General features: G+C 48.6%; 20 protein-coding genes and 1 tRNA gene. 15 read left to right on the plus strand and 6 right to left on the minus strand.

What is annotated here, in order from left to right:
• Positions 1-1,019: 1,019 nt before the first annotated feature.
• Positions 1,020-1,511, plus strand: coding sequence for a Flp family type IVb pilin (locus Enr17x_RS07145; RefSeq protein WP_145307282.1), 492 nt, complete (start codon positions 1,020-1,022; stop codon positions 1,509-1,511).
• Positions 1,512-1,688: 177 nt separating this feature from the next.
• Here Enr17x_RS07145 and Enr17x_RS07150 read toward each other — a convergent pair.
• Positions 1,689-1,761, minus strand: a tRNA-Ala gene (locus tag Enr17x_RS07150).
• A 293-nt stretch (positions 1,762-2,054) separates the two neighbouring features.
• Here Enr17x_RS07150 and Enr17x_RS07155 point away from each other — a divergent pair.
• Positions 2,055-2,618, plus strand: coding sequence for a DinB family protein (locus tag Enr17x_RS07155; protein WP_145307284.1), 564 nt, complete (start codon positions 2,055-2,057; stop codon positions 2,616-2,618).
• A gap of 13 nt (positions 2,619-2,631) precedes the next feature.
• On the opposite strand, the gene lexA is transcribed toward Enr17x_RS07155, so the two are convergent.
• The 3 genes from lexA to Enr17x_RS07170 form a co-directional block, all read right to left on the minus strand.
• Positions 2,632-3,240, minus strand: coding sequence for a transcriptional repressor LexA (gene lexA / locus Enr17x_RS07160; RefSeq protein ID WP_145307285.1), 609 nt, complete (start codon positions 3,238-3,240; stop codon positions 2,632-2,634).
• Between the two features lie 192 nt (positions 3,241-3,432).
• Entirely contained in the window at positions 3,433-6,960 is a 3,528-nt protein-coding gene (locus Enr17x_RS07165) for an acyl-[ACP]--phospholipid O-acyltransferase (RefSeq protein ID WP_145307287.1), read from the minus strand.
• 297 nt (positions 6,961-7,257) lie between these two features.
• Complete coding sequence (locus Enr17x_RS07170) at positions 7,258-8,235, minus strand: vWA domain-containing protein (protein ID WP_145307289.1); 978 nt, start codon at positions 8,233-8,235, stop codon at positions 7,258-7,260.
• Between the two features lie 291 nt (positions 8,236-8,526).
• On the opposite strand from Enr17x_RS07170, the gene Enr17x_RS07175 reads away from it, so the two are divergent.
• The 7 genes from Enr17x_RS07175 (at position 8,527) to Enr17x_RS07205 (ending at position 17,528) form a co-directional block, all read left to right on the plus strand.
• Entirely contained in the window at positions 8,527-9,042 is a 516-nt protein-coding gene (locus tag Enr17x_RS07175; RefSeq protein WP_232100983.1) for a thiol-disulfide oxidoreductase DCC family protein, read from the plus strand.
• Between the two features lie 34 nt (positions 9,043-9,076).
• A complete protein-coding gene (locus Enr17x_RS07180) occupies positions 9,077-10,462 on the plus strand; it encodes a sulfatase family protein (RefSeq protein WP_145307291.1) in 1,386 nt (461 codons plus the stop codon).
• Between the two features lie 103 nt (positions 10,463-10,565).
• A complete protein-coding gene (locus Enr17x_RS07185; protein WP_145307292.1) occupies positions 10,566-10,844 on the plus strand; it encodes a hypothetical protein in 279 nt (92 codons plus the stop codon).
• A 14-nt stretch (positions 10,845-10,858) separates the two neighbouring features.
• Complete coding sequence (locus Enr17x_RS07190; protein WP_145307294.1) at positions 10,859-12,508, plus strand: outer membrane protein assembly factor BamB family protein; 1,650 nt, start codon at positions 10,859-10,861, stop codon at positions 12,506-12,508.
• Positions 12,509-12,779: 271 nt separating this feature from the next.
• Positions 12,780-14,516: a DUF1549 domain-containing protein gene (locus Enr17x_RS07195; RefSeq protein ID WP_145307296.1), complete on the plus strand. Its 1,737-nt coding sequence runs from the start codon at positions 12,780-12,782 to the stop codon at positions 14,514-14,516.
• A gap of 70 nt (positions 14,517-14,586) precedes the next feature.
• Positions 14,587-15,861 carry a DUF1501 domain-containing protein gene (locus Enr17x_RS07200; protein WP_145307298.1) on the plus strand — a complete coding sequence of 425 codons (1,275 nt, stop codon included), beginning with the start codon at positions 14,587-14,589 and terminating at the stop codon, positions 15,859-15,861.
• Positions 15,858-17,528 carry a WD40 repeat domain-containing protein gene (locus Enr17x_RS07205; protein ID WP_145307300.1) on the plus strand — a complete coding sequence of 557 codons (1,671 nt, stop codon included), beginning with the start codon at positions 15,858-15,860 and terminating at the stop codon, positions 17,526-17,528. The genes Enr17x_RS07200 and Enr17x_RS07205 overlap by 4 nt, the downstream gene beginning before the upstream one ends.
• A 36-nt stretch (positions 17,529-17,564) precedes the next feature.
• Here the strand turns inward: Enr17x_RS07205 and Enr17x_RS07210 are convergent, their stop codons facing one another.
• Both Enr17x_RS07210 and Enr17x_RS07215 read right to left on the minus strand, forming a co-directional pair.
• The gene (locus Enr17x_RS07210) at positions 17,565-18,110 is read right to left on the minus strand and encodes an SRPBCC family protein (protein ID WP_145307302.1); all 546 of its coding nucleotides are present in this window, start codon (positions 18,108-18,110) and stop codon (positions 17,565-17,567) included.
• A gap of 276 nt (positions 18,111-18,386) precedes the next feature.
• The gene (locus Enr17x_RS07215; RefSeq protein WP_198001009.1) at positions 18,387-19,139 is read right to left on the minus strand and encodes a leucine-rich repeat domain-containing protein; all 753 of its coding nucleotides are present in this window, start codon (positions 19,137-19,139) and stop codon (positions 18,387-18,389) included.
• A gap of 359 nt (positions 19,140-19,498) precedes the next feature.
• On the opposite strand from Enr17x_RS07215, the gene Enr17x_RS07220 reads away from it, so the two are divergent.
• The 6 genes from Enr17x_RS07220 (at position 19,499) to Enr17x_RS07245 (ending at position 26,706) form a co-directional block, all read left to right on the plus strand.
• A complete protein-coding gene (locus Enr17x_RS07220) occupies positions 19,499-20,341 on the plus strand; it encodes an MlaE family ABC transporter permease (protein WP_145307304.1) in 843 nt (280 codons plus the stop codon).
• Positions 20,342-20,380: 39 nt separating this feature from the next.
• Positions 20,381-21,196 (plus strand): ABC transporter ATP-binding protein, encoded by an 816-nt coding sequence (locus Enr17x_RS07225; protein ID WP_145307306.1) that lies wholly within the window; start codon positions 20,381-20,383, stop codon positions 21,194-21,196.
• Positions 21,197-21,286: 90 nt separating this feature from the next.
• Positions 21,287-22,432 carry an MlaD family protein gene (locus Enr17x_RS07230; protein WP_145307308.1) on the plus strand — a complete coding sequence of 382 codons (1,146 nt, stop codon included), beginning with the start codon at positions 21,287-21,289 and terminating at the stop codon, positions 22,430-22,432.
• Positions 22,433-22,837: 405 nt separating this feature from the next.
• Positions 22,838-24,208: an alkaline phosphatase PhoX gene (locus Enr17x_RS07235; RefSeq protein ID WP_145307310.1), complete on the plus strand. Its 1,371-nt coding sequence runs from the start codon at positions 22,838-22,840 to the stop codon at positions 24,206-24,208.
• A gap of 241 nt (positions 24,209-24,449) precedes the next feature.
• The gene (locus Enr17x_RS07240) at positions 24,450-25,304 is read left to right on the plus strand and encodes a GntR family transcriptional regulator (protein WP_145307312.1); all 855 of its coding nucleotides are present in this window, start codon (positions 24,450-24,452) and stop codon (positions 25,302-25,304) included.
• A 127-nt stretch (positions 25,305-25,431) separates the two neighbouring features.
• A complete protein-coding gene (locus Enr17x_RS07245; RefSeq protein WP_145307314.1) occupies positions 25,432-26,706 on the plus strand; it encodes an RNA polymerase sigma factor in 1,275 nt (424 codons plus the stop codon).
• Positions 26,707-26,839: the final 133 nt, after the last annotated feature.

Below are 26,839 nucleotides of genomic sequence, written 5' to 3' on the forward strand. Positions count from 1 at the left end.
CGACGATGCAGACGCATCCGATATCGACGACTTCTTCAGCGCCATCACCGGCGGAGACAACCCGCTGCTCAACTAGCAGCCTGTGTCTCACAGCCGCGGACAAGTAAAAACCACAGCCCTCTGAAACTGACGTTCCAGAGGGCTTTTTTTATGCGCGTTGAATGGCTGAAGTCTCATACCCTCCTCAGTCCCCTCGCAAGGGCATCACAGTAGAGATCTGACTAAATCTCTGCTTCTTAAAATGGTAGCGCTCGGATGCCTGCTCAATCAAATCATCCCGCTCCGGGGCTCCGTTCCCTTTACAATCGTCATAATCGATACGACAGGGATTCTTATCAAAAGCGTTAAATTCCTTGTAAAGAGATTTGAACATTTCCTGGGTTTAGCGACTTATGAAAATCCGTGCTCGAAAAAAGTTAGTGTTGTAGTGATTTTATAAGTTATTACATGTCTGAGGCTTATGACGAATATCGTGGTGTTGATTGTTGTAGAGATTCTACGAGTGGCACATGTCTTGCGAGTTATACCAGTCAAACCAGTTATTCCGAAGTTACTGAAAAGTCGGGATCTAACGGTTGTAACGAAATCTGAATGAACCACTTCTGCCACTTGAATGAAGGCTAATAAGAAGTGAAACGCATAGAGAGAGTGTGTGGCGACCTGAGAGACCGTTACACAAGTCGGTGACCTGAGAGACCACCGATGACTGATTGACTGAAGCGGAGAGAACTTCTGGTTACTTAACCCTGATTTTTATGGTGAGTGAGGCAATGAGTTCCGCCTTGAAAACCAGAAAAGGAAAGCCTGAGAAACTTTCCTCTCCCGCTTTAGCCAATCGGCAATTTCAAAATAGAAATCAAAATATTGGCAGGGCACTGTACCTGATTTTGTAAAAGTAGCGGCGTCAAAACAGAAATCGAGTTGCAGTGTGATGCCACTGTCTGAGAAATGAGACGCCGTAAAAACGATCCCCTAAATTTCAAAAGTGCTGTTAATCAAAATACACAAAGGAGCTTCAAATGAGTCATTTCGCAAATCAGTTTTGGAACGACGAAGATGGTTTCGTTATTTCCGCGGAGCTGGTGATTATTCTGACGGTAGCAGTCCTGGCGATGATTGTCGGGTTAAGCTATGTGCAGTCGGCTGTCGTGAGTGAGTTTTCTGATGTGGCGGGAGCGATTTCGTCTCTGAACCAAAGCTATGCTTATACAGGTTATTATTCGCGCAGCTATTTTGGGAAATTCAAATCGTTTTATGCTGGTTCTGCGTACTACACATATCCCCGTGGTGGTGCGGTTCTGGGGTACAATGGATGCGACTACGTGCAGCGAGGCGGCAGTTACTCAGAAGATATACTGTTGGAAACTGAAACAGTCGAAGAACCATGTCAGATTTGCCGGCCAGGAGAAGTGCAGGAAGAAATTATTGAAGAATCGGAAGTCGACTGCCCTAAATGTGAACTGGGCAAGGAGATCATCATTCCTCAGGCGGCTGATCCAAGGCAAGAGTAGTGAATGAGAAACTGTGTGAGGCTCATTGCTCCTGAACTGAAGAATCTTTTCCAGCCAGCATTGGTAATCAATGCTGGCTGTTTTTGTTTTAAATGAGGAGTTCTCAGGCGGCTTCAGGAGGGGAAGCTGTCGAGCTACAAAAAAAGCTTACTGTTGAATGCAACAGTAAGCTTAAAGTGGAGGATACCGGGCTCGAACCGGTGACCTTTTGGCTGCCAGCCAAACGCTCTCCCAACTGAGCTAATCCCCCAGAGTGCGGTAAAATTACCTGAATGTAAGGGTAAGGATAGAAAATAGTTTCGGCAATTCAAGTGCTGAGAAACAATCTAAATGAAAAAAACGGTTAAAAAACGCCCGGTATGTTGAATCGTGCTTAACTAGAGGTTTGAAACAGAGTTGCATGTGGAAGAATGAGAATTCTGACTGGCGAACCCTGGTACCTGAAATTGGCTCTCAATAGCAGAGAAGAGGGATAATTCGGGGTTCTCTTCAACTAAAAAAGAGGAAATCTTCTCCACTTAGATCATATCAGGAGGCATTGCTTTGTCAGTCAGGTTAATTTCACGATTACATGAACATCGTCGCTGGGTGAATCAGGCGTTACTGGAGTCTGTTCAAATGCTTTCTGAAGAACAGTGTGTTCAAGAGTTTGCAATCGGACAAGGATCAATCTGGCACTCTTTGCTGCATTTATATGGGGCAGAATATGTCTGGCTGGAAGCACTGCGGGGGGATGAGAATCCCCGAGTGCCCGGTGATTTGGAGGGAGAGATTCCGGGAAATCAAAAAGCTGAGGGAGCCATTCAAACAGTGTCCGACTTGAAACTGAAATGGGTGGCATTGGAGCAACGCTGGATGAATTATCTGGAGCGGTTGACGGAAGAGAAGCTGGATGAAGTCATCAGAAAGCGCAGCAGTAGCTCGGGCAAGGGACGCGTACATCAAACCAGCCGCCGTGATGTTTTATTACACGTTTGTACTCACGCGCATTATACTGCATCGCAAGTGGTAAACATGTTGCGTCAGGCTGGTGTAACGTCCCTGCCGGATCTAATGCTGATTACTCTGGCACGCACACAAATGGCGGCGCTGGCAGATCAGGGTTAAGTCGAACAAAGAGTCAAATGAATTTTCGGATGACCCCTTTTACGACGCCGAGAATCTGGACATCGTTCGAATAGATGGGAGCCATTGCTGAGTTGGCGGGTTCTAATCGAACGCGATCTCCTTCCTGAAAGAAGCGTTTTAACGTGGCTTCCTGCTGTTCAACCAGCGCGACGACGATTTCACCCTGCTGGCAGGTGTCCTGTTTTTGGACCACGACATAATCACCGTCCTGGATCTGGGCATCAATCATCGATGTGCCTTTGACCTTCAGACAGAAATTGTCAGACGTGTCGAACAGAGGACTGAAATCAACTTGTGTTTGACCTTGTGGCGGGTGATCCAGAGGAGCGCCTGCTTTTAAGGTGCCGGCTATTGTAATATTGGCCGGTTTTTGTGAATTATCACACAGTTGAATGGATCGGGAGATATGAGACTGTCGTTTGATGAGTCCCTTCCGTTCCAGTGCTTTTAGATGTCCCATAACGCCGTTGGGGGATCGAATATCGAATGCGTCGCCAATTTCTCTGACCGTCGGGCCATAGCCGCGATTGATAATCTTATCTTTCAGAAATTGATAGATTGCTGTTTGTCGTTCCGTCAGTTTGACAGTTTGGTTTATCATGCCTGCTTCCTCATCACTTTCACGTAAACGGTTGAAGTCATTGTGGCTTACACCACACAATGGCCCGTTCTATACACTAATGGACCAATGGAACCTGAAAATCTAACCGTTTTTTTACAGGATTTCGTGTAAATCCTTATAAGTGATGTGGATTTTATATTTCGATAACTTCAGACATGATTATCGTTTAGGTTAACTACTGAGTTCTGTAGAATACGCATCAGCGGCGAGTTGTTTGATTTTCGCCAAGTCCAGTTTCCCTGTTCCCAGAAGCGGGATCGTTTCCACTTCCAGAAAACTGTCGCTGCTGGGAATCCAGAGATTGGGAATCTCCTGGTTGGCGATTTCTTTCAGAATTGTTTCGATGGAGATATTCAGTGGCTTATGGAGAACGATTAATCGTTCTCCTTTTTTAGGATCGGGAACGGCGGTCACGGCAACTTGAACTTCAGGCTCGTCTTCATCTGGGTCACTGACAATATTGGCGATCAGCTCTTCGATTCGAACATGAGGCACCATTTCCCCGCCAATTTTTGAGAAGCGGGTTTGTCTGCCAGTAATGGTGATAAATCCCTCTTCATCGATTGTGGCAAAGTCTCCGGTGTTGTACCAGCCATCAAAAATGACTTCTGCTGTTTTCTCTGCGTTATTTAAGTAGCCTTTCATGACGTTCGGGCCTTTGATAAAAAGAAGCCCTTCCTGCCCGTCAGGCAGGTCCTGCATGGTATCGGGATCAACGGTTTTCGCCATGACGCAGGGAATTGCCCGGCCAACGGTACCTGGTTTTGAACTGACTTCGTTCGGGTCAAGTTGTCGACTGGGGGGAATATTGACCGCAGCAACCGGTGAGAGTTCGGTTGTGCCATAACCTTCGGTAGGAAAGATGCCGAATTTATCATGGAACTCTTTCGCCAGGCTCTGCGGAAGTTTTTCTGCGCCGGTGATGACGATCTCCAGCGTCTTGAATTGCTCAGGGGTGCAGCGTTTCAGGTAATGTCTTAAGAAGGTTGGGGTCGATGCGAAAAGCGTGACTTTGTACTTCTCGACCATTTTTCCAACCGTGCGCGCGTCGGTAGGATTAAAGTGATAGCAGACTCCCATATTTCGGATGAACGGCATCCAGAGGGAAATCGTATAGCCGAAGGAATGGAAAAACGGCAGGATTCCGAGAATGCAGTCTTGGGGAGAGAGGTGTAGTAAATCGTCGGCGGAATTGATATTGGAAACAATATTATGGTGTGTGAGCATGACGCCTTTAGGACGGCCTGTCGAACCGGATGTAAAGATGATGGTGCTTAGCTCGTCGGAGCCAACATGCCTTAAGCCGATGAGTCGTTCGAGGATCCACGCAGGGACAATATACGCCATAAAAGCGCAGATCAGTTTATCGAAGGCTGAAGCTTTCGGTTTTAAATCGTCAAGAAGTACGACATTGGCGTCCATTTCAATCGGTTTTTTTTCCAGGAATTTCTGGCTGGTCAAAACGGTTTTGATGCCTGCTTCCTTGATGCAATAGTTTATATCGCCGTCAGAAAGAGTGTAGTTCAGGTTGATCGGAACTCGCCCGGAGATCGCGAGGCTGGCATTGATGACAGACCCTCCCACCGAAGGTGGCAGGAGTACGCCGATCATTTTTTCGTCTTGTTTTAAAACGTGTTTGTTGAGTAACCGTCTCATTAACAGCGCGCCGGTCAACAGCTTGCCGCCTGTAATTTCAACGCCCGTTGAGTCGGCAACTTTTTGCTGGAATCGTCGGTTTTTACATTTTCTGAGAAACAATCTTGGTGGAATCATTTGATACGTCTTTCGAAAATTGGCCGCTTCGATCCCCAGGTTTTGAACAACCTTCTGGACATGTTTTTCATTTTCCGGGTGCAAGATGGGTTTTCCAAAACGAATGGAAACCGGGTAAGGCCAGCGCCGGGGTTTTTTCCAGAAAAACTTTCCGCCATGAAAACTAAAAATGCTCCCCCATAATTCATCGATGTAGACGGGAATGACGGGAGCGCCAGTTCCTTTGATGATTTTCATTAAACCCGACTGAAACGGTTGTAGATAACCGGAACGAGTCAATTTGCCTTCAGCAAAGATACAGACTAATTCGCCATTTTCAATTGCAGAGCGGGCATCTTTAATGGAACGCATTAAAGCTTTCGGCCCATCTTCTACATTAATGGGGATTGTCTTATACAGTTTTGTCAGCCATGAAATCCAGGGGCCTTGCACATAAGTCGAATAGGCGATCATGCGGACCGGCCGCGTTGAAGTGAGAATCAGAAAGATTCCATCCAGCCAGGAAACATGATTCGCTACGAGAAGTGCGCCTCCTTTTTTGGGCAGATTCCTCAGTCCTTTGACTCTGAGTTTATAGATGGTACAACTCACAAGCCAGACCATAAATCGGATGGTGGCGTTCGGAAGCAGTTTGAAGATATAAATGCCGACCGGAACTGTAAGTAGTCCAATGACCATGAAAATCTGGCTGGCAGACATCTTCAAAGTATCCTGCATCACCCAAAAGGCAAATGAAGCAAACAGGATGAACGCGAATGCGAGAAAGTTCGCTGCTGCGAGAATACTGCCACGTGTTTCTACATCGCTACGGTGCTGGAGGAATGTTTCCAGCGGGATATCGAATAATCCGGAACTCACACCCAGCAGAAACAGCCAGAGTAGTGATAGCAGGTAATAGGTCTGCGAGCTGGATTCCTGCCCCGGGATTACGCTGCTGCCTGTGAAAAACAGGAGTATGGATGTGATGACGATTCCGGCTGCTCCTAAGGGGACGATTCCCAGTTCAATGCGTCCTGCAGACCAGATACCGGCGAGCATGCTTCCCAAGGCGACACCAAAAACCAGAATTCCCAGTAAGGGGCCGATATCTTTTTGTGAGAGACCCAGTTCATGAATTCCGTATGTATCGACGTTAATTTGTGCGAGCGAAGCCAGCATCCAGAAAAAGGCAACCCCCAGTGCAGTTCTAAGTAGAGGCGTACTGCTGCGGAGTAGTTGCAGCTGGTGCCAGGTCTCTTTGGCAGGATTGAATGGAAAGCCTCGGTCGGGAGCAGCAGGGGGGAGCTTGCGAATTTTCAGGCTGACGAGAGTACCCACAATGGCTACACCGACGAGCGTGAGTGCAGCAATCCCGATATCAGTGAGTGATCCGGGGGCTTCTAGATTCGGTTGTGTGACGTGGTATAAATAGTTACCGGCAATAAAGCCCAGAGCCGAAGAGACCACGGTGATCAGGCCCATGACGCCATTCCCCTTTGAGAGCCGGTTATCACGCAGCATCTCTGGAATACTACCGAACTTGGCAGGGCCGAAGAGTGCACTCTGACAACCCATTAAGGCTACGATAAAAAAGAGCAGATAGATATTCCCGATCTGTATGGCGAGGATCCCTAAAGTCATGATGATAATCTCAGACACCTTGCAGGAGATAATCACGGTGCGCTTACTGAAGCGATCTGCCAGATAACCAGCGACACTTGCCAACAGGAGATAAGGCAACGTAAAGCAGGCTAAACCTAATGAAAGCGCTTCGGCATCGCCGATGATCGGTTTACCGATGGGAATAATGAACCAGCGAAACATATTATCATTCATGGCGCCCAGAAACTGGGTTGCCAGCAGTGCCAGAAAGGAAGGTGAATTTAAAGTTCCTTTGGGCTCACCGAGTTTCCGAGGCGCTGTTTCGGCGGAGTTCGTTGAAGTCATTATTTGTTGAGATCCAGATATCGATATTACGCCCCGGTTAGATGATCTCAGATTGCATCAGAGATTGTATTCTGGGCGACATTCGGAAAAGTAATTGAAAGCGAAGCAATCAAACTGCTGCCTTCAAAGAAGGCGAAGAATGCTCGAAAATATCACGAGAAAAATGTGAAGATCGAATTAAGGGCATAATATGTCAAAAAGTATTTATCTGTAAAGACTTAGATTCTGACAGAGCGTAAGATACTGCGAGAGAATATTTTGAGGTGTATGTTTGTGATGTTCTCGTGCGAGGTGGGATCAGGGAATAAAGGTGTAGCTGCCTGAATTCTGCTCCGCCAGCTCTCGAATGAGTGATTCGCCTTCCCGATTTCCTAAGCAGATACCGTTGACGATCACGTTTCGATTGCCTTTGGTCTGTGTAGCTACTTTGTTGAACGCTTTGACGATGGAAGCGTTGAATTGTCCGTCCGTCAGAAAATAAATCGTGTCGGGCTGAAGACGAAGTGCGATCAGCAGGGCTTCCAGAGGTTCCGTCGTTCCAACACCTGGGACCTTAGCGACCCAGGAGAGGAACTTTTTCTTTGCTTCGGGTGTTGCTGGCTGGAGGTTTCTGGCCGGCATCGGAATGGCGAAATCGCTGAAGAAGATGACGAAGAACTCCTGATGCTCATCCATAGAGTAAATGGATTTGGCAAGTTCCAGCTTGACACGTCCGAGTCTGGTTTTTCCCACGCTTTCATGGGGGAAATTCATACTTTTGGAAGAGTCAACGACGAAGACAATGCGTTTGCTTTTGGGATTCAGGCCAAAAAATTCACCATTTCCCGATCCGTTTCCCGAGCCGGAATTGGCAGTTCCAATAGCGGATGAGGTCAATAAGGCTCCCACAATGTCAGCCGCATATTTGGTCGTGAGCGATTCTTCATGCTGCGTTGTCTGGGGAAGAGGGCCGTCCAGAAACGAAGAAAGCGATTTGGTATCAGGGGCAGAATTCAAGTCGAGTACCGGCGGCAATTTCGAAAGTACGGGTGCGCTGGACGCGCTTTCCTTTTTCTGCGTCACTGCGGTTACTTCCAGCACAACGGGCTCAATGTCTTTTGAGGGTGCAGACCAGCGCGTTTGAATAACATTCGTGGCAGATGTGGAATCACGATCCACCTGATGATCCACAACGATAGCTAAACTGCCGATGAGGATCAGGTGAAATAGTGTCGACATACCAACTCCCTGATTCCAGCGCGATTGCGAATCAGAATGCGGGGGGCATGTAGACATGGGTGACTCTTGTGGAAGAATATGAAAAACAGCACCTTTCTGAGGTGGTTTGGGTTAGTACGTCATTTCTATTCTAGCGTTTTTATCAGCAAACGACAGAAAGAATTCTGATCAGTTGATCCAGTGCGATCACGATCCGAACTTTGCAGCAGGTTTTCGCAGGATTCCGTTCAAAGCATGAAAAAACGACTGGAGATAAATGCTTGTTACGTATAATATTAGGTGACATGGGCGTTTTACGAATTTGTCCAGGTCCTTTTTACGTTTTTCGAGGCTGCGGTACGAAACCAGATGATGAAATCAACGGCCGTTGACCAGACAGTTCAGGAAAGCCGAAACGAAGTGGCTCCCAATTCTGTTACTCAAATAGAAGCACAGGAAGTAAATCGCGAATCGGGGGCGGTAGTGGACCAACCTGTTCTGTTTTTTGATGGTGTGTGTGGTTTATGTAATAGTAGTGTGGATTTTGCGATTGCGCGGGATCAAAAAGGGCGGCTTTTGTATTCACCCTTGCAGGGCGAGACAGCGGCCAGGTTATTGAGTGAACAGGACATTCAGAATATTGACACGGTGATATTTCGCACAGCTGAAGAGGGGCGGATTTATCGACGCTCGGCAGCGATTGTACGAGTTCTGTGGCTCCTGGGATTTCCCTGGAATATTTGTGGATGGCTGTTGTGGCTGATTCCATTGCCGATCAGGAATTTTGGTTACCGCATGGTGGCGGGCTCACGTTATCGGCTGTTTGGCAAACACGAAACCTGTCGGATGCCGACACTAGAGGAACGGACGCGTTTTTTACCCTGAACCTGAAAAGTCAGAAGTGAGTGAAGAGAGAACTATGCGATTGATTCCGTTTTTATCCGTGGTTGCGGCACTATTGGTTTTGAATTTTTGCGGTGAAGCAGTATTTGGGCAAAAGCCGACTGAGGGGAAACCGAATTTTATCGTTTTCATCGCCGATGATATGGCGTGGGATGATTGTGGTGCTTATGGTCATCCTAAAATTCAGACTCCCCATCTGAATCAACTGGCAGTGGACGGCATGAAATTCAATCATGCGTATTTGACATGCAGTTCCTGCAGTCCGAGCCGTGCGAGTATCATCACCGGTCGCTACCCTCATAGTACTGGCGCTCATCAGCTGCATCTTCCATTGCCTGAGAGTCAGGTCACGTTTGTGGAACAGTTAAAGGACGCAGGGTACTACACTGCATCTGCTGGCAAGTGGCATCTGGGTACGCCGACGAAAAGCAAGTTTGATCACGTGACCACAAAACTCAATGAATGGGTCTCGACTCTCAAACAAAGACCGAAAGACAAACCTTTCTTCATGTGGTTTGCATTTACGGATCCGCATCGTCCGTATCAACGAAATATTATCGAACGTCCGCATACAAATGAAGATGTCATCGTGCCTCCGTATCTGCCGGATACTCCAGAGGTCAGAGATGATCTGGCGCTGTATTACGATGAAATTACCAGACTGGATGGCGTGGTCGGGCGCGTCCGTGAGGAGTTAAAAAAACAGGATGTCGCGTCGAACACCGTGATTGTGTTTTTAAGTGATAACGGGCGCCCTTTCCCCCGCTGTAAAACCACCGTGTATGACAGTGGCGTCAGAACCCCCTGGATTGTGACCTGGCCTGCGCAGGTAAAAGGGGGAACGGTTTCTGATTCTTTGATCAGTTCGGTTGATTTGGCACCAACGATCCTGGAGTTGGCGGGGCTGCCTATAGCCGAGACATTTCAGGGGAAGAGTTTTAAGCCGATCCTGCAAACTCCGGCTGCGACAACGCGACTTCATATATTCGCCGAACATAACTGGCATGATTTTGAAGATTTTGGACGTGCGGTTCGTTCGTCTCGATTCAAATACATTCGCAATTTTTATCCTGATCTTCCCGGCACACCACCGGCTGATGCGGTCCGCAGTGAAACGTATGTCAAAATGCGTCAGTTACGCGATGCCAGGAAACTCAATGGAGATCAGCAGGGTTGTTTCCTCGCGCCGCGGCCTGCAGAAGAACTGTATGATCTAGAGGCTGATCCACATGAGTTACATAATCTCGCAGGTCAGAAAGAGTTTCAAAAAGTGCAGCAGGAATTGCGGGTCGTCCTCGATCAGTGGCAAGAGGAGACGCATGATCGTCTGCCTCGCATGCGTCGGCCTGATGAATTTGATCGTGAAACGGGCCAGCAATTGCCAGCCTTTCGCAAAAAATGATCGCTCAGTGTCGTATTTTTCAATTCAGGAAGAAATTTGAAACGGAGCACTGACTTCGAAGGTAAAGCTAACAGCCTGTTGTTTGAGCGAAAGGTACGGAAAAATGACAGCTTCCATTGATTCCAATTCGATGTTAAAGACAGATACGGAACAACCGACCTTTGTGCAAAAGGCAGGTGTCGGTTTGATGTGTTTCACTGCGTTTTTGCTGCTGTACTTTGTGATGGCAGGACCTCTGGTCTGGATCGAAGGAAAGATGAAGTTCGGGCCGTTTTCAAATTCGGTAAAGACTGTCTATGCTCCGCTGGCTCAAGTCGTGGAATCGGATCTGAAACCGGCTTCCACCCTGGTGAAGTCCTATGTGGGATTGTTTAAGAACTAAGTCGGAACAGAGTTATGAATGTCAGCGAACCGGAGCACCAGGAACTTCCCGAGCTTGATGGCTCCGTATCTCCCCCAGTGCGGAAGCTGAGGTGGAAGTGGGGGCTGGGGATTCTACTGTTGGGCATCGCTGCCATAATTTATCGGTGGTTTCAATTAGCCCCGGACCGAACGTATCAGGTGTTCTCAGTCTATTCTGGAACCCTTTATCTTCTCATTGGGATGTTGATCTGGTGGATGCTGATTTCCGGCGTCGCCTGGAAAATGCGGTTCAAAGGCTTGTTGGGAACGGTACTGCTTTTCGGGCTGTTCTTCGCATTGTTCCGTGTCGAAAGTTTTGAAGGCGATATGGTGCCCCGTTTTCGCTTTCGTTTTTTACCAACGTCTGAGCAGCGCGCCGAACAATATTTTGAACAGATCGAAAACAGCGCGCCCGCAGCGAACGTTGAGCTTACCGAACAGACTTTAGAAGTTTCTCCTGATGACTGGCCTGCTTTTCGAGGTGCAGAACGGGACGGCGTGGTTCGGGATCAAACGATTCGCACTGACTGGAAACAGAATCCACCTGAATTACTCTGGAAACATCCCGTTGGTGCTGGCTGGGGTTCTTTTTGCGTGATCGGCGACCGTGCGTTTACCCAGGAACAACGTGGCGAACAGGAGACTGTTGTTTGTTATGATGTGTTGTCCGGTGAGCAGATCTGGACTCATGCGGACCCGGTGCGTTTCTCGGAAACGCTGGGAGGTGTAGGACCACGGGCGACACCCACGTTCCAAGATGGTTTACTTTTTACGATGGGGGGGACCGGGATTCTCAACTGCCTGAATGCAGGAACGGGAGAACGGGTCTGGTCGCATGACTTGTTGAAGGAAGGGGGGCTAAAAAATCTCGAATGGGGGATGGCGGGGTCGCCGCTGATCTGGGAGGATCTGGTAATTGTCAATCAGGGAATTCAGAAAAGTGAATCCAAGGCGGAGAATCAATCACTGATTGCGTTTGACCGATTGTCTGGTGAGAAGGTCTGGTCAGGAGGGACCAGGAAGTCAAGTTACAGTTCACCTCAGTTCGTTGTGTTAAATGAAACGTCGCAGGTGCTGGTTTTTCATTCCAAGGGACTGGAAAGTTTCGCTCCCCAGGACGGAACCTCGCTCTGGTTTTTCCCTTGGACAAATCAAGCAGGCATCAATGCGGCGCAAGCAATTGTGGTCGATGATCGCAGTCTCTTTCTGGGAACCGGATATGGAAAAGGTTCCACCCGGCTCAGGATCAATCCTTCTGAAAATTCAGACGCAAAAGTGACGCAGGGCTGGAAGAGCCAAAGCATGAAGCTCAAATTTAACTCTGCCGTGCAGCGGGATGGATTTGTGTTTGGTCTGGATGAAGGTGTGCTGACCTGCCTGAATCTGGAAACTGGAAAGCGGAACTGGAAACGGGGCCGTTATGGATATGGTCAAATTCTATTGGTCGGTTCTCATCTGCTGATTCTGGCAGAAGATGGGCATATCGAACTGGTGAAAGCTGATCCTGAACAATATGAGCAGGTTGCTGAATTCCAGGCGATTGAGGGGCAAACCTGGAATCATCCGGCGTTGGTGCGTGGGAAATTATTCGTTCGAAATAGTGAAGAGGCCGCCTGTTACGAGCTTAAGCCTGTCTCAAAGTAATCGTCATCTGATTGCGACTTCAGTCAAAATTACTATTCTGCGAAAAAAATCGTCGATTCTGCAGCTTGTGTGGTTTTCGTAAACCTAAGCAAGAACTACGGTTTGAACTTGACTGACTGAAGTAACGCCTGCAAAATAGACGATAGATAAAGATCCACCTATGTGTATTGTCTTCAAACTGAGTACCGTATGGTCTTGAAGTTCGATACATCCCGCCTCAGATAGCCTTACTGTCTGAATTAAATTGAAGAGAACGGAAGAGAGGAGACCCATGTTTTGGACAAACATGCGTGTTTACGTTTTGCTTCTGGTCGTTTTCCTGTCTCACGCTTTATTTGCGCAGTCTCAGCCTGCCGTAGCGGCCACAATCCCTGAACCCCCCCTGGTCGCGAAAAAGCCAGTGTTGCCTGCCGCGAAACCATTGCATCGGATCATTGATCAGCAGATTCAGCAGGGACACAAAGACTACCAAAAGCTGTCGTCTGTTCGTTGCAGTGACAGTGAATTTTTGCGGCGAGTTACCCTTGATCTGACAGGCCGGATTCCATCCATTGAACAGACGCGTGCTTTCTTAACAGAGAAACGTCCTGAGAAGCGAACAATCCTGGTGGACCAGTTGTTGGGATCGCCGGAATATGCCCGGCATATTTCGCAGCAGTTGGATGTGACATTGATGGAGCGTCTGAGAAAGAAGTACATCGATGTCGGCGCATGGGAAGAGTTTTTGCGTCAGTCTGTGGCTGAAAATAAGCCATTGGATCAGATGGTGCGAGAGATTCTTTCCGCCGATGGTTCGAAAAAAGAGGATCTGGCAGCCGCCCGTTTTTACCTGGCACGTGATGGTGATGTGAATGAGTTAACGCGTGACATCAGTCGGATCTTTCTGGGAGCCGACTTAACGTGTGCTCAATGTCATGATCATCCCGATGTGAACGACTGGAAGCAGGATCATTACTACGGCATTTCTGCATTTCTGGTACGGAGCTTTGTATTTAAGGACAAAAAGAAAAAGCAGACGGTTTTTGCCGAGAAGGCGGAAGGCGAAGTCAAGTTTGAGTCGGTGTTTGAAGTGCGTGACAAAACTTCAAAAGGTCCCGAGACAACCTTGCCGGTGGTGTTTAATGGAAGTAAAGTTCCGGAGCCCGCCTTCAAGAAGGGGGAAGAATACAAAGTCAAGCCGGCGAAAGATGTCAGACCAGTTCCGAAATACAGTCGGCGGGAACAATTGGGAGCCGCGATTACTTCGCCTGAGAATCGCCGATTTGCCCGCACGATGTCGAATCGTCTCTGGGCGATGGTGATGGGGCGGGGCATCGTGCATCCGCTTGACGCCGATCACTCTGAGAATCCCCCTTCGCATCCGGAACTGCTGGACACTTTGACGGATCAGATGATGGCTCATCAATTTGATCTGAAATGGTACCTGCGGGAACTCGTTTTGAGTGAGACATACCAGCGTTCCAGTGCTAACGACTTATTCAACAGCAAAGACGCCGAGGAACTGGATGATTCGAAGTTTACTCATGCGATTTTGAAGCCGCTCACCCCGGAGCAATTTGCCTGGGCGGTTCTAGAAGCCACGGGGCAGGCAGCCGTCTATCGTAATAGTTTAAAGAAAAAGTTGACCGAAGAGAGCTTACGGAAAAAACTTGTGGGCTATGAGCGTCAGTTTGTTTCTTTGTTCGGTGGTTTACCCGGCAAGCCTGTGGAAGGGTTTGAGGCTACCGCGGACCAGATTTTGTATCTCTCCAATAATCAAGCCATCCAGGGAATTCTTTCTGCGCGGGCCGGCAATACGGCTGGTCGGGTGTTGAAGGTTCCCGTTGAACAGCCAGAAAAAGCGGCGGAAGAATTATATCTGAGTGTTTTAAACCGGCATCCGGATCAGGCAGAGACGAAAGAAATCGTCAGCCTATTGGCTGGGAAAACCGGCAAAGAACGCTCTGATTTGGTGAGTGATTTGATCTGGGCGTTAGTGATGTCTTCGGAGTTTCGTTTTAATCACTAAGCATCATTGTATGCGAATTCAGTTTTTATCGTCGTCAGACACTTTATTGAAATGCAGGGAAGGTGAGACAATGCGTTGTAAATATGCTTGTGGATCCCATGAATCGTTGACACGTCGTGCTTTTTTAGGAGGCACGGCGGCAGGCGCATTGAGTATGCTCGGCTTTGGCGGTATGACTCAGGTCGACGCTGCGAAAAAACTGGCGTCACAGCAAAAGCAGGTTGTGGTGTTCTGGCTTTCCGGCGGAGTCAGCCAGTTAGAAACCTGGGATCCCAAACCGGGAGTCGAAACGGGCGGGCCGTTTCAGGCGATTTCAACTTCAGCGCCAGGAGTTCAGATCAGTGAGTTGCTGCCTTATACCGCGCAGCAGATGCATCACCTGGCACTGGTGCGGGGCATCAATACCAAAGAGAACGATCATGGCAAAGGTGCCTACATCATGCAGACCGGACGGAAGAAACAGCCCGGTTTTGCGTATCCTTATCTGGGGTCAACGTTCTCACACCACCTGTCACCGCCGAACAGCCCTTTGCCGGGTTACATTTCAGTGGGGGTCGGAGGTTCTTCTGCCGAGTCGACATTTTTAGGACCTCGGCATGCACCGCTGGTACTGTCGAATGGAAAAGCGCCCAGCAATCTGGGGCTGCATTCTTCGATGACAGCTGATCGGGACAAGCTTCGCAGAAGCCTGCGCCATAAATTCAGTCAGCGTTTTGAGCAGAAGCGAAGAACTGCACATACGGAAGTTTATAATGAATCGTTCGATCAGGCGGCAGCATTGATGGCGCGGCGTGATATTTTTGACTTCAGTCACTTTTCTGACAAAGATGTCGAACGTTATGGCAAGCATGATTTTGGTCGTCACTGTTTAATGGCCCGGCAGCTGATTGAAAAGGGAGTGACATTCGTCAAAGTCGGACATACTAACTACGATACGCATTCAGAAAACTTCAACTTTCATATCGAGCAGTTGGGAGAGTTCGACAAGCCGTTTGCGACATTCATTTCTGATTTATACGACCGTGGTTTATTAGAGCATACATTAATTATCTGCATGTGCGAATTTGGGCGGACGCCTCGGATCAATCAACGCGTGGGCCGCGATCACTGGGGAACGGCCTGGTCGGTAGCCCTGGGGGGCACAGGTATCAAAGGGGGCGCTGTTTCCGGAAAGACCAATGAAACAGGCACAAAGGTAATTGATCGTGAAGTCAACGGCGGTCATCTGTTCCATACGTACTATCAGGCTGTGGGGCTCGATTCGACAGAAGAGTTTTATCCCAACGGCCAGCCAATTGCGAAGGCGGACCCCCAAACAGAGCCGATCAAGGAGATTCTGGCGTGAGTGGTTTTGAACCAATGAAATCCTGGAAAGTCTGTTTGGTTGTATTGATAACGATTGCTACAACACTGCAGCCCGTCGCAGCCACAAAACCGGGCGCGAAAACGGAGCCCGTCGAAGAACCAGTCCTTGCCGTGAAGCCGATTTTGATTCATGGGCCAACCCCTTTGCCAGCGGCACTCAAATTTGCACAACTGGATGCACACAAGGCAGCAAAGCAGACTGCAATAAAAAACAAAGCCTTAGATGAAGCAATACAAAAATTGCAACGCGCTGATGAAGAGATCAAAGGGATACAGAAAAGGATTCAAGAGACAAAGCAAAAGATTAAGGTTGATTCTGATACCCTGAAGCAATCTCAACAGGCACTTAAGAAGTTCAATGAGAACAAAGCGAGGGAAAAGAAATCGAAAGGACCTCTGATTGCCGCTAAACCGGTCCCCGATATCGATCAACTGAGAAAACAAATCGCACAGAGCGAGAAGCAAGTCAAATCATTCGAACAGGCAATGAAGGAAAAGCAAAAACAACAGGGAGAGTTGAAGAAACAGGCTGCCGAACAGGAAAAACAGTTGGCAGGTTTGAAAGCGAAAGAGTCGCAATTTTCTGAGATTGCTAAGTTGTATCAGGCGAAACCGCCGATTGCTGATCCAAAGTTAATTCGCGAAATTGCCACGTTTCAGAATTCACGCCCCCTATATTCCTGTAAAATTGATGCAAGCGGAAACTATTTGCTGGCTGGTGCTCAAGGTTCTGACTTCCAGCGGTGGGATCTGGTCAGTGCCGAGAACACACCGCTGTCAGGTCATAAGAGTTGGGTTCGCCGCTTTGATATAGATGATTCCAAACCGTTACTGATCACAGGGGCCTATGAAGGTAAACTTGCCTGGTGGGATCTGGCTTCCGATCAACCAACGCCAAAGCATTTGATTGATGCACACAAAGGTTTTGTACGCGGAGTTTCACTTAGTCCAGATGGCACGTTGGTGGCGACTGCCGGCAATGATCGGCTGGTCAAAATCTGGTCGGTAAAAACGGCCAGGCTGATTCGGACTCTCGCAGGGCATGAGCATCAGGTTTATAACGTGATGTTCCATCCCGGTGGTCGATATCTGATTTCCGGTGACCTGCGAGGAAACCTCAAGCAGTGGGATGTCAATACTGGGGAACTGGTGCGGGACTTTGACGGGAGTGCGATCTACAAATACGACAAAACGTTTCACGCGCATATTGGTGGCATACGGGGGATGGATATCAGTCGGGACGGGAAATACTTTGCGATTTCCAGCATTGGAGAAGTTTCAAATGCGTTTGCAGGCATTGGTGTTCCGACAGTGATTCTGTTTGACTGGGAAACCGGCAAGCGTCTGGCAGTAATGACGCCGAGCGATAATATCAAAGGCACCTGCTGGGGAGTTCGGTTTCATCCCGAGAATGATTTCATCGCCGCTGCGGGGGGAAATTCTTCTGGTATGATCTGGTTCTGGAAACTGGGGGAAGAGAAACCTTATACAGCACAGAAAGTGAAGAGTGTGCCTTACGACTTGACTTTCCATCCAGATGGTCTGCGGATGTGCGTGGCCTGCTACGACAAAACGGCGCGTCTCTATAGTCTTGGGCCCAAGACGCCGGCTGAACTGGCGAAGGAAAAAGGGAAAAAGAAGAAGTAGTTCAAACCACTGCTCTTCTTCGCGCGTGGCTGCTGTTCATTCTGCCGGGGGAGGCCGCCGAACTGATTCCTGCTCTGCGAGCAGGCTCAGTTTTTTCATTTGCGTATTTAAGATTCGCTTTGTCAGTCCACAGAATAAAAAACCGACAATCCGATGAAACAGCGAAGCGAAGACCAGCTCACAATGGTAATCGAGCTGCGTTTTACGGCCCAGGTCGGTTAATTCATAGGTTACATTGATCTGAAATGCATTACTTTGCAGTTTGACTGCGAGCAAAGTGGGAGGTTCGTATTCCGTAACCATCCCAGTATACTGCTGTGTGAGACCACCCTCTCGAATTATTTGGATAAACTCTGTGCCCACCGGGTTCTCCGCATTCTCGCCGTTAGGATATTCGGTTGATTCCAGACCTTCCATCCAGAGCTTCATTTTTTCGTCATCGTTGAGAAAGCTGAAAACCACATCAATCGGAGCGATGATTTCCTGCTGATAGGTAATTTCCAAGGGGGCCCACTCCTTAAAATTGCCACGACCAACTCCTGTCTTATCTGAAGCAGATCTTCTAAGATCAGCGCGAGGCATTTGAGGTGGCTCTTTGTGAATTCAACTTCGCCGAGGCTTGGTAGCCTGGATTCGCGTTTTTTATTGTAACAGTTTCTGAAGCGTTTAGGATCAAGAATCCGGTAGAATGGAGGGGACCAACTCGGGATAACCGATTTGTGCAGAGAAAGCATGTCTGATTACGTGGGGAATTGTTACTCTGGTTGACGGATGTTTGGTTCAAAGGCCCAGCCGGCGCATAAAAAAAGCAGGGCTGAAACAGCCCTGCGGGATATTGATTTCCGTTGTTGCAGGAACTTATTTTTCTTTCTTTTTAGCGTCTTCTTTCTTTGCCGCTGGTTTTGGGGCAGGCTTCTTTTCTTCTGGTTTCTTTTCCGCTTTCTTTTCAGTCTTCTTTTTTGCGGGTTTGGGAGCAGGTTTTTTCTCTTTCTTAGGGGCCGGCTTTTTCTCAGCTGGTTTGGCGGGTTCGGGTTTTGCTGCTGCTACCGGTTTGGGTTCTTCGGGAAGACCAACGATCTCCAGGCCGGTAATTTGTTTTTGTAAGGCCAGTCCCGCGGGGCGAGTGACCTTGGTTTGCCAGACATAGAGTCGTTTCAGTTTTTTTAATGAGCCGAGCTGGGGTAATCCGGCATCTGTGATTTCTGTTCCATAGAGGTTCAAATATTCCAGGTTGGGGAGGGACTGCAGGTGTTTGAGACCGGCATCGTTGACTTTCGTTTTTTCAAGGTGCAGATGTGTCAGATCTTTGAGGTGTTTCAGATGGGCTAGGCCAGCAGAAGTGACTTCGGTTCCTCGCAAATTGAGGTTGGCTACTTTGGGCAGGCCGGCCAACGTTTTGAGAGTGTCATCGTTAACTTTCTGGTCCGAGAGATGGAAGGCAATTTCCAGACGGTCATCATTTTGTGCCAATTCCAGAACCGATCCACCTGCGGCTCGAATCTTTGATTTGGCCTGTTCCGTCGCCGGGTCTGCTTTCTTATCTTCTGCCGAAACTACGGGAATGATTGAGAGTGAAATTACGGTAAATAGCGCTACTGAAAAAATTCTCATTTTACCTATCCTTACTTTCGCTGGTGTTCTTCGGTATCGATGTCAAAGCTGAAGGAACATCATCTTTTATCATGTTTTCTCTCGACTACCCTGAAGAGTGACGTGCATTAAATCAATATGGACAATAGAGATAAATCCTAAATTATCAATTCAACTTATCTTGATGTATTTTATCAGGAGGGGACCGGTTTCGAAAAGAGTCAGCTCAAAAAATGTCAGTTTTGGACTGGAATATCAATGGAGGCTGTTTTTTGCCTGTCTCTGGGGAAATGGTCTCGATTCAAATCAGAAAATCTATTAACCTTCCGCCTCGGAAGTTTCTACCATTTGAATAGTAAAGTCTGAACTGGAAACAATTAATGTCATCAGTTTCACCTTCGTACCCTCGAGATACCATCATTCACGGGTTGGGTCGCGGAGTGATCAATACAATTTGTCTCATGGGTGACCTGTTTCTCTTTGGCTGGGAAATGCTGGGTTGGATGGTGACGCGCCTGCCTCCCCGCAGCAATCTCTGGTGGTGTATGTACCACATCGGGATTCAAAGTATCCCTGTCATCCTGATTACGGGCGGTTTTATCGGCATGGTACTGTCTGTGCAGTCCTATGATCAGTTCAAGCTGATGCACCTGGAAAATCAAATCGGTGCGGTGATCTCCATCTCGCTGGTGGAAGAACTGGGACCGGTTCTGGCGGCGATTATGCTGGCGGGACGTGTCGGAACTTCGATGTCGGCCGAGCTGGGAACGATGCGCGTGACCGAGCAGATCGATGCCTTGCGTGCGCTTGGGGCAGATCCGGTCCATTACCTGGTCGTGCCGCGATTTCTGGCCTGTTGTTTATTGATCCCACTACTCACAATCATTGCGGACGCGGTGGGAATATTGGGAGGCTGGTTTTTCAGCACCCAGATCTTAGGCGTCGATTCATTTTACTACTGGCATTATTCAATACAATTTGTGTACGCATATGATGTGATGGGCGGGATTTTCAAGAGCTTCTTCTTTGGTGCTGCCATTTCGTTGATCTCCTGTCACCGGGGGTTCCATTGTGGTGCCGGCGCTGAAGGGGTCGGTAAAGCGGCGACAGAAGCATTTGTGTATTCTTTCATCATGATCATGATTCTGGATTTCCTGCTGGGAGTTGGAATTGTTAATTTCTACCACTTCATGCAGACGATCTATCCGGGCGTACTCAGATAACACAGCGTTAATTAAACTGAACCAAAAGAAAATATTGTTATGGATGATAAAACATCAAAAGACGGCTATGTGATTGAACTGCGCAATGTATCGCGTCAGTTTGGCACGCAGCAGGTTTTGCGCGATGTTTCATTTGGGGTGCGTCGCGGAGAAACACTGGTTGTGATCGGGGAAAGTGGTTGCGGAAAAAGTGTAACCATGAAATTGATCATGAATTTATTGCAACCAACTCAAGGCGATGTATTGTGGAATGATCGTTCGATTTCGGATCGCAGCCCGCGTGAATTGCACCGGGATCGGTTGCGGATCGGATATCTGTTTCAAGGGGCGGCACTATTTGACAGCCTTTCTGTCTACGAAAATGTTGCCTTTGGTTTAACTCAGAATACCAAACTGAAAAAAGCAGAGATTGATCAGATTGTGGTCGAACGATTAAGAGAAGTCGGCCTGTCTGAAACAATCAGTCAGAAGAAGCCGGCACAACTTTCCGGTGGTATGAAAAAACGTGTAGGCTTGGCGCGCGCTCTGGCAATGACGCCTGAAGTCATGCTGTATGATGAACCGACAACGGGTCTTGACCCTGTGATGACGGATGTGATTAACGAGCTGATTCTGCAGACACGTGCCAGTCGCCCGGTAACCAGCATCGTCGTGACTCATGATATGAGTACTGTGAAAAAAGTCGCCGATCGGATTATTATGCTGTATCCACTGGCGCGTCTGAATTCGGGAGAGGAGCAAATCGTCTTCGAAGGGACAGCAGACGAAGCGTTTGCGTGTTCTTCGCCGCGCGTGCATCAGTTTGTCTATGGCGAAGCCGGAGACCGGATTCGGGAAATGGCAGAGGCTGCCTGAGCGGTCACTGTTCAGGAATCGTATTCATCAATCAATTTAAAACGAATCAGAAGGTTTGATCTCAAGGATGGGATCGAGATTGAGGCAATTATGACGGATCGCCAGATACAATTTCGAGTAGGGCTGTTTGTGATTTCCGCGATGATTACGGGAGCCGCAATGATTTTCCAGTTTGGTCAGTTAGAGACCTTATGGAAAAAGAAATACACGATTGCGATGCGATTTGAATCCATCTCCGGAGTACATCGTGGGACGCCAGTTGTGCGGCACGGGATTCGGATTGGCGAGGTGAGTAAGATTATCACCAGTGATTCCAAGCCGGGGGTGATGTTGCTGGTGGCCATCAGTGAAACTCAGCATTTGCGAAAAGACGCCAGCCCACAGATTGTCAGTTCGATTATGGGCGATTCAAAAATTGTGATCACTCCTGGCAAGAGTACTGACTTTATCAAGCCGGGAGAACGTCTGATCGGACAGGCCTCGAGTGATCCAATGGAAGTTGTTTTCCGGATGGAGAAGCAGGTCTCTACAACACTGGAAGCGTTCACTTCGACCAGTAAAGAATGGGAAAAACTGGCTGGGAACATGAATCGGCTGATGGAGACTAAAGAGGGGAACCTGGATGTCGTGATCGAGCGTGCGGCGACTTCCTTAGAGGAATTTTCTCTGGCGATGCGAAAAATGAATCTGATGATGGGGAGTGTGAATCAACTCGTTGCCGATCCGAAGCAACAGGAAAATTTAAAGCGTACGATGGCCGCGATGCCGGCCATGATCGAAAGTACGCACCGTACGATCGCTTCGGTGGAAGTGGCGGTCAAGAAGGCGGGGGAAAACCTGGATAATCTGTCACAGGTCACCGATCCATTGGCCAAACACAGCCAGTCGATGATCGTCAAACTGGATCGGAGCCTATCCCGACTCGATGCGATTATGGCTGAGATGAATTCGTTTACCCGCGCGTTGAATTCAGGTGATGGTTCTCTCAAAAAATTCATGTCTGATCCCGAGTTGTATCGCAATATGAATCGATCGGCTAGTTCGCTGACCGTGCTGTTGAATAACCTGGAACCAATCGCACGTGATATTCGCATCTTCAGTGATAAAATCGCCCGTCACCCTGAAATACTGGGAGTAGGCGGCGCCATGAAAGGGAGTTCGGGGCTCAAAGAACCAACCGAAAAATCTTCGCAGATCAAACAGTCCGGCTTTTCTTTTCCCGGCAGAGCACGCTGAAGCAGAGTTGCTGCTGTATGCTTAAAGCTCGACTTCTCGCTACGTCTCCTTGATTGTTGAGACTGAGGTTCGAGGAACGTCTGCTCTCTTATTCACGACTTGATCAGCGATTTTGATTTCGTCTTGGTTTTAGATAGAAGACTGCAGTGCTGCGCTGTTATCTACGGTTTGGGATTCATGGCTATTGGTTCACGTGTCGTGTTCTCGGATCTATGATTAAGTGCTGTTTTCTAGCATCCGAACCAGTGAACAGTGAAATAAGAATTTGCTATTTAGAGTTCTTAACTGAACGTTCATCAAAAATTAACAAATGGCTGTATTATCCCAAAATAGATCCAGCCGTTGATTTGTTTCAATGAGTGAAAACTGGATGTTGAACTCACTGTTTATAAGGTAGAGCAAATCGTGCGCACCTCTTCTTCGCGACGTCATTTCTTAAAGACTGCCATTACGGCCCCGGCAGTGGGAACGGTTTTTTCCCGCTTTCTAACGATGGCGTCTGCCAACGGGATCACGAAAGATCATTCCGAACTTCGGCCTGTTCAGGATGAGACGACAGGGTTGCCGTTATTGCGGCTGCCTGAAGGTTTCCGTTATCAGTCATTTGGCTGGGTGGGAGACAGAATGTCGGATGGAGTGATTACGCCTGAAGGCCACGATGGCATGGCAGTGATTTCCCAGACAGGGGATGTAATCACAATCTGCAGAAATCACGAAATTCGTGGTTCCCAAAGTTTCGGTCCGGAAGCGATCACCTTTGACCAGAAAGCGGGCGGGGGCTGTGCGAATCTTCAATTCAATGTCAAAACAGGAAAATGGTTGAAAAGCTGGACCAGTTTAGCGGGAACCGTACAAAACTGTGCTGGCGGACCGACTCCCTGGGGAACCTGGTTATCTTGTGAAGAAACAGTGATTGGCCCGAATGAAAGTTTTCGCGACGTTCAATATCAGCATGAAAAACATCATGGCTGGGTTTTTGAAGTGCCCGCCGAAGGGACCGCTTCCTTAGAGCCGCTGAAGGCATTAGGGCGATTTGTGCACGAAGCACTCGCCATTGATCCACGTGATGGCATCATTTATGAAACAGAAGACCGGGACACAGCAGGCTTCTACCGCTTCCTGCCGAATGAGCTTGAAGTGCTCACCAAAGGGGGCGGCTTGCAGATGTTAAAAGTCAAAGGCCAGTCAGATTTGAGAACCGGAGCAAAACGGGGCGTACGTTATGAAGCGGAATGGGTCGATATCGAAGATCCGGAGCGTCGAAACACACCCGGCAAAGAGGACGGTCTCGGCGTTTATTCTCAAGGTAAAGAGAAGGGGGCGACCACCTTTGGTCGCCTGGAAGGCTGCTGGTATGGTGACGGGCTGGTTTATTTTAACTGCACCAATGGAGGAGAGGCGGGCCTGGGACAGGTATGGTCATTCTCACCCAAAGATCAGACGCTGCAGCTTGTGTTTCAGTCTCCCAGCCATGAGATTCTGGACAGCCCGGATAATTTGACCGTCAGTCCACGAGGTGGTTTGATTTTGTGTGAAGACGCCGACTTGAAACCGTTGCGTCTGCATGCATTGAGTCGCAAAGGAACTTTGAAAACGGTCGCCATCAATAACATTCAACTGAAAAAAGGACAGCATCACAATCTGGAAGGTGATTTCAGTGGTGGCGAATGGGCGGGCGCCTGTTTCAGTCCGGATGGCAAATGGCTGTTCGTGAACATTCAAGACCCCGGCATGACCTTTGCGATTACCGGCCCCTGGGAGGAGTTAGGAGTATAACTGACAGAAGTCCAAAATCGAGAAGACTCTCAAGCCCCTTGTTCCCTGGGTGAATAAGGGGCTTGTTTTTGACTAAGGAAACAGGGGTTTTCCGCTTTTCCGAAGATCGTGACTTTTAAGCACTTGGATTGAACTGTAAACTGAAAGAGAGGCTGGCGGGATCTGCATTCATTCCACGGCCCTGGTTTCTGATTTTACAAACGATTGATGCCTGTCTGCTTTTAAGTCTAAACTTCAAACGATGTCGCTCAAAAATTATATCAAGAATGATTTGGAAGTCCGCTTGCGGAATGGGGAGGATTTACCTGCGCAGCTGACATTGGAATCACTGTCAGAGCATTATGAGGTCAGTTTTTCACCCGTCAGGACGGCACTGGCAGAACTGGTCGAAGAAGGACTACTGCAAAAAGGAGCCAATCGCAGGCTGGTTTTAAATACGGAGCAGATCAAACCGTTAAAACGCGGGAAGAAGTCTGTTCTGCCAGAACCTCCTGTCGACATGTTCGAAGTAATTACCAATGATTTTGTGAAATTGAGTTTACAGGGAGAGCCGATTGATATTCGTGAAGAAGTAACGGCTCGGAAATACAACATCAGCCGCTCTTCGCTGCGAATTATTTTAAACCGTCTGGCGGGGACCGGAATTCTGGATCATATTCCCCGCCGGGGTTGGAGACTCAGGCCGTTTCGCCAGGAAGATATGCAGGCGTTTCTGGAAGTGCGCGAACTGCTGGAATTGAAAGCACTCGAACTGGCGAAGTCACATCTTGTTCAAGAAGATCTACAGAGAATTCTCGCTGGTAATGTGATTCCCAAAAAGAAGACCGAGAGTGTCTTAATCGATAATTCGTTGCATGAATATATCATCGAGAAAGCAGGGAATTACTACATTCAAGACTTTTTTCAGCACCAGGGCCGGTATTACGATATTCTGTTTGACTGGGAAGACCAGGACCGGGAGACTGCCATCGAAACGGTACGTCAGCATCAATCAATCCTCAATGCATTGATCAAAAAAGATTGGCGTTCTGCTCGCAAAGCCCTGTCTTATCATATCCGCAATAACCATCCCATATTGAGCAAGATCACGGAATGAACGCCGATGTTGGCGATCACTGCAGCATGCTTCCTTAAACCGGTTGGCACTTGATCGCTCTGGACGTCGATGATCGTTTTTCTAAGATAGGTTCTTCATTCATCAAGGGATCAAAACGGAACAGCAGATGAGCGAACGGATTTCGGAATCAGTATCTCAGCAGGTGGACGAGATCTATCGTCTGGAATCGAGGCGTGTGTTTGCTTCGCTGGTACGATTACTGGGGGATTTCGATCTGGCCGAAGAGGCACTGCATGAAGCCTTTACAGCTGCAGTGGAACAATGGCAGCGGGATGGAATTCCCGATAATCCCGTTTCCTGGTTGGTCTCGGCCGGTCGCTTTAAGGCGATTGATACGATTCGCCGTCGTACTCGATATGATCGTTCTCAAGAGGAACTGACCACCCGGCTGGAGGGAATCGCGGAAGCAAATGCTGAGAAGTCGGATACGGAAGTCGAAGACGACCGTTTGCGATTGATTTTTACCTGCTGTCACCCGGCGATTGCGGCGCAGATCCAGGTTCCCTTGACTTTGCGCGAAGTTTGCGGATTAACGACGGAGGAAATTGCCAGCGCCTTTTTGACCTCTCCCTCCACGATGGCACAACGGATCGTACGCGGCAAAGCGAAAATACGGGAAGCAGGCATCCCGTATGTCATACCGACACGCGCCGATTTGCCGGAACGACTGGATGCAGTGCTGACCGTGATTTATCTGGTGTTCAACGAAGGGTACTCAGCCTCTTCAGGTGACTCGCTCACACGGCAGGATCTCTCAGAAGAGGCGATTCGGCTCGGGCGCTTGCTGGTCGAACTGTTACCCGATGCGGAAGCTCTGGGCCTGTTGGCCCTGATGTTACTGCAGGAATCACGACGGGAAGCCCGGGCGACCTCGATGGGAGAGCTGATTTTACTCGAAGATCAGGATCGAAGGCTCTGGGATCAGGCAAAGATCAGAGAAGGGATTTCTCTGGTTGAACGGGCAATCGCAACCGGGGAAGTGGGCGGTTATACGGTGCAAGCTGCGATCGCTTCGGAGCACGCGCGAGTGAACTCTTCTGAGCAGACCGACTGGTCAAAGATTGTCTCCTGGTACGATCTCCTGTTTCAAATTAACTCCTCTCCGATTATTGAGTTGAACCGCGCGGTCGCAGTCGCGATGCGTGATGGCGCCGCCATCGGCTTAGACCTGGTAGATGCCATTTTGACCCGCGGCGAGCTGACGGAATACCATCTGGCACATGCCGCCCGGGCGGATTTCTTTCGGCGACTGGGACGCAGGGCAGAAGCGCGTGATGCTTATGAAAGGGCGATCGGATTGACAAACCAGACAGCCGAACGTCGATTTCTCGAACTTCGTTTACAAGAACACGTTAACGCCGGCTTATCTGATAGCGAGTGATTTTTTTGAAAATAATTGTCATCGGTGTCGATCTACGGTCGTTCGATTCGACTAACTGGTAAACCGCCGTTTTTTAACTCTCCAATGTAAGGAGAACCGGCGATTGATATCCTGTTGAATCTGGGAGACACCA

Origin of the sequence: Gimesia fumaroli, from assembly GCF_007754425.1 — a bacterium.
Taxonomy (GTDB): domain Bacteria; phylum Planctomycetota; class Planctomycetia; order Planctomycetales; family Planctomycetaceae; genus Gimesia; species Gimesia fumaroli.

What these genes read in the sequence shown, in the direction of transcription:
- Enr17x_RS07145 (WP_145307282.1), top strand. Translation starts at nt 1,020, where the DNA reads ATGAGTCATTTCGCAAATCAGTTTTGGAACGACGAAGATGGTTTCGTT.
- lexA (WP_145307285.1), bottom strand. Translation starts at nt 3,240, where the DNA reads ATGATAAACCAAACTGTCAAACTGACGGAACGACAAACAGCAATCTAT.
- Enr17x_RS07165 (WP_145307287.1), bottom strand. Translation starts at nt 6,960, where the DNA reads ATGACTTCAACGAACTCCGCCGAAACAGCGCCTCGGAAACTCGGTGAG.
- Enr17x_RS07170 (WP_145307289.1), bottom strand. Translation starts at nt 8,235, where the DNA reads ATGTCTACATGCCCCCCGCATTCTGATTCGCAATCGCGCTGGAATCAG.
- Enr17x_RS07175 (WP_232100983.1), top strand. Translation starts at nt 8,527, where the DNA reads ATGATGAAATCAACGGCCGTTGACCAGACAGTTCAGGAAAGCCGAAAC.
- Enr17x_RS07180 (WP_145307291.1), top strand. Translation starts at nt 9,077, where the DNA reads ATGCGATTGATTCCGTTTTTATCCGTGGTTGCGGCACTATTGGTTTTG.
- Enr17x_RS07185 (WP_145307292.1), top strand. Translation starts at nt 10,566, where the DNA reads ATGACAGCTTCCATTGATTCCAATTCGATGTTAAAGACAGATACGGAA.
- Enr17x_RS07190 (WP_145307294.1), top strand. Translation starts at nt 10,859, where the DNA reads ATGAATGTCAGCGAACCGGAGCACCAGGAACTTCCCGAGCTTGATGGC.
- Enr17x_RS07195 (WP_145307296.1), top strand. Translation starts at nt 12,780, where the DNA reads ATGTTTTGGACAAACATGCGTGTTTACGTTTTGCTTCTGGTCGTTTTC.
- Enr17x_RS07200 (WP_145307298.1), top strand. Translation starts at nt 14,587, where the DNA reads ATGCGTTGTAAATATGCTTGTGGATCCCATGAATCGTTGACACGTCGT.
- Enr17x_RS07210 (WP_145307302.1), bottom strand. Translation starts at nt 18,110, where the DNA reads ATGCCTCGCGCTGATCTTAGAAGATCTGCTTCAGATAAGACAGGAGTT.
- Enr17x_RS07215 (WP_198001009.1), bottom strand. Translation starts at nt 19,139, where the DNA reads ATGAGAATTTTTTCAGTAGCGCTATTTACCGTAATTTCACTCTCAATC.
- Enr17x_RS07220 (WP_145307304.1), top strand. Translation starts at nt 19,499, where the DNA reads ATGTCATCAGTTTCACCTTCGTACCCTCGAGATACCATCATTCACGGG.
- Enr17x_RS07225 (WP_145307306.1), top strand. Translation starts at nt 20,381, where the DNA reads ATGGATGATAAAACATCAAAAGACGGCTATGTGATTGAACTGCGCAAT.
- Enr17x_RS07230 (WP_145307308.1), top strand. Translation starts at nt 21,287, where the DNA reads ATGACGGATCGCCAGATACAATTTCGAGTAGGGCTGTTTGTGATTTCC.
- Enr17x_RS07240 (WP_145307312.1), top strand. Translation starts at nt 24,450, where the DNA reads ATGTCGCTCAAAAATTATATCAAGAATGATTTGGAAGTCCGCTTGCGG.
- Enr17x_RS07245 (WP_145307314.1), top strand. Translation starts at nt 25,432, where the DNA reads ATGAGCGAACGGATTTCGGAATCAGTATCTCAGCAGGTGGACGAGATC.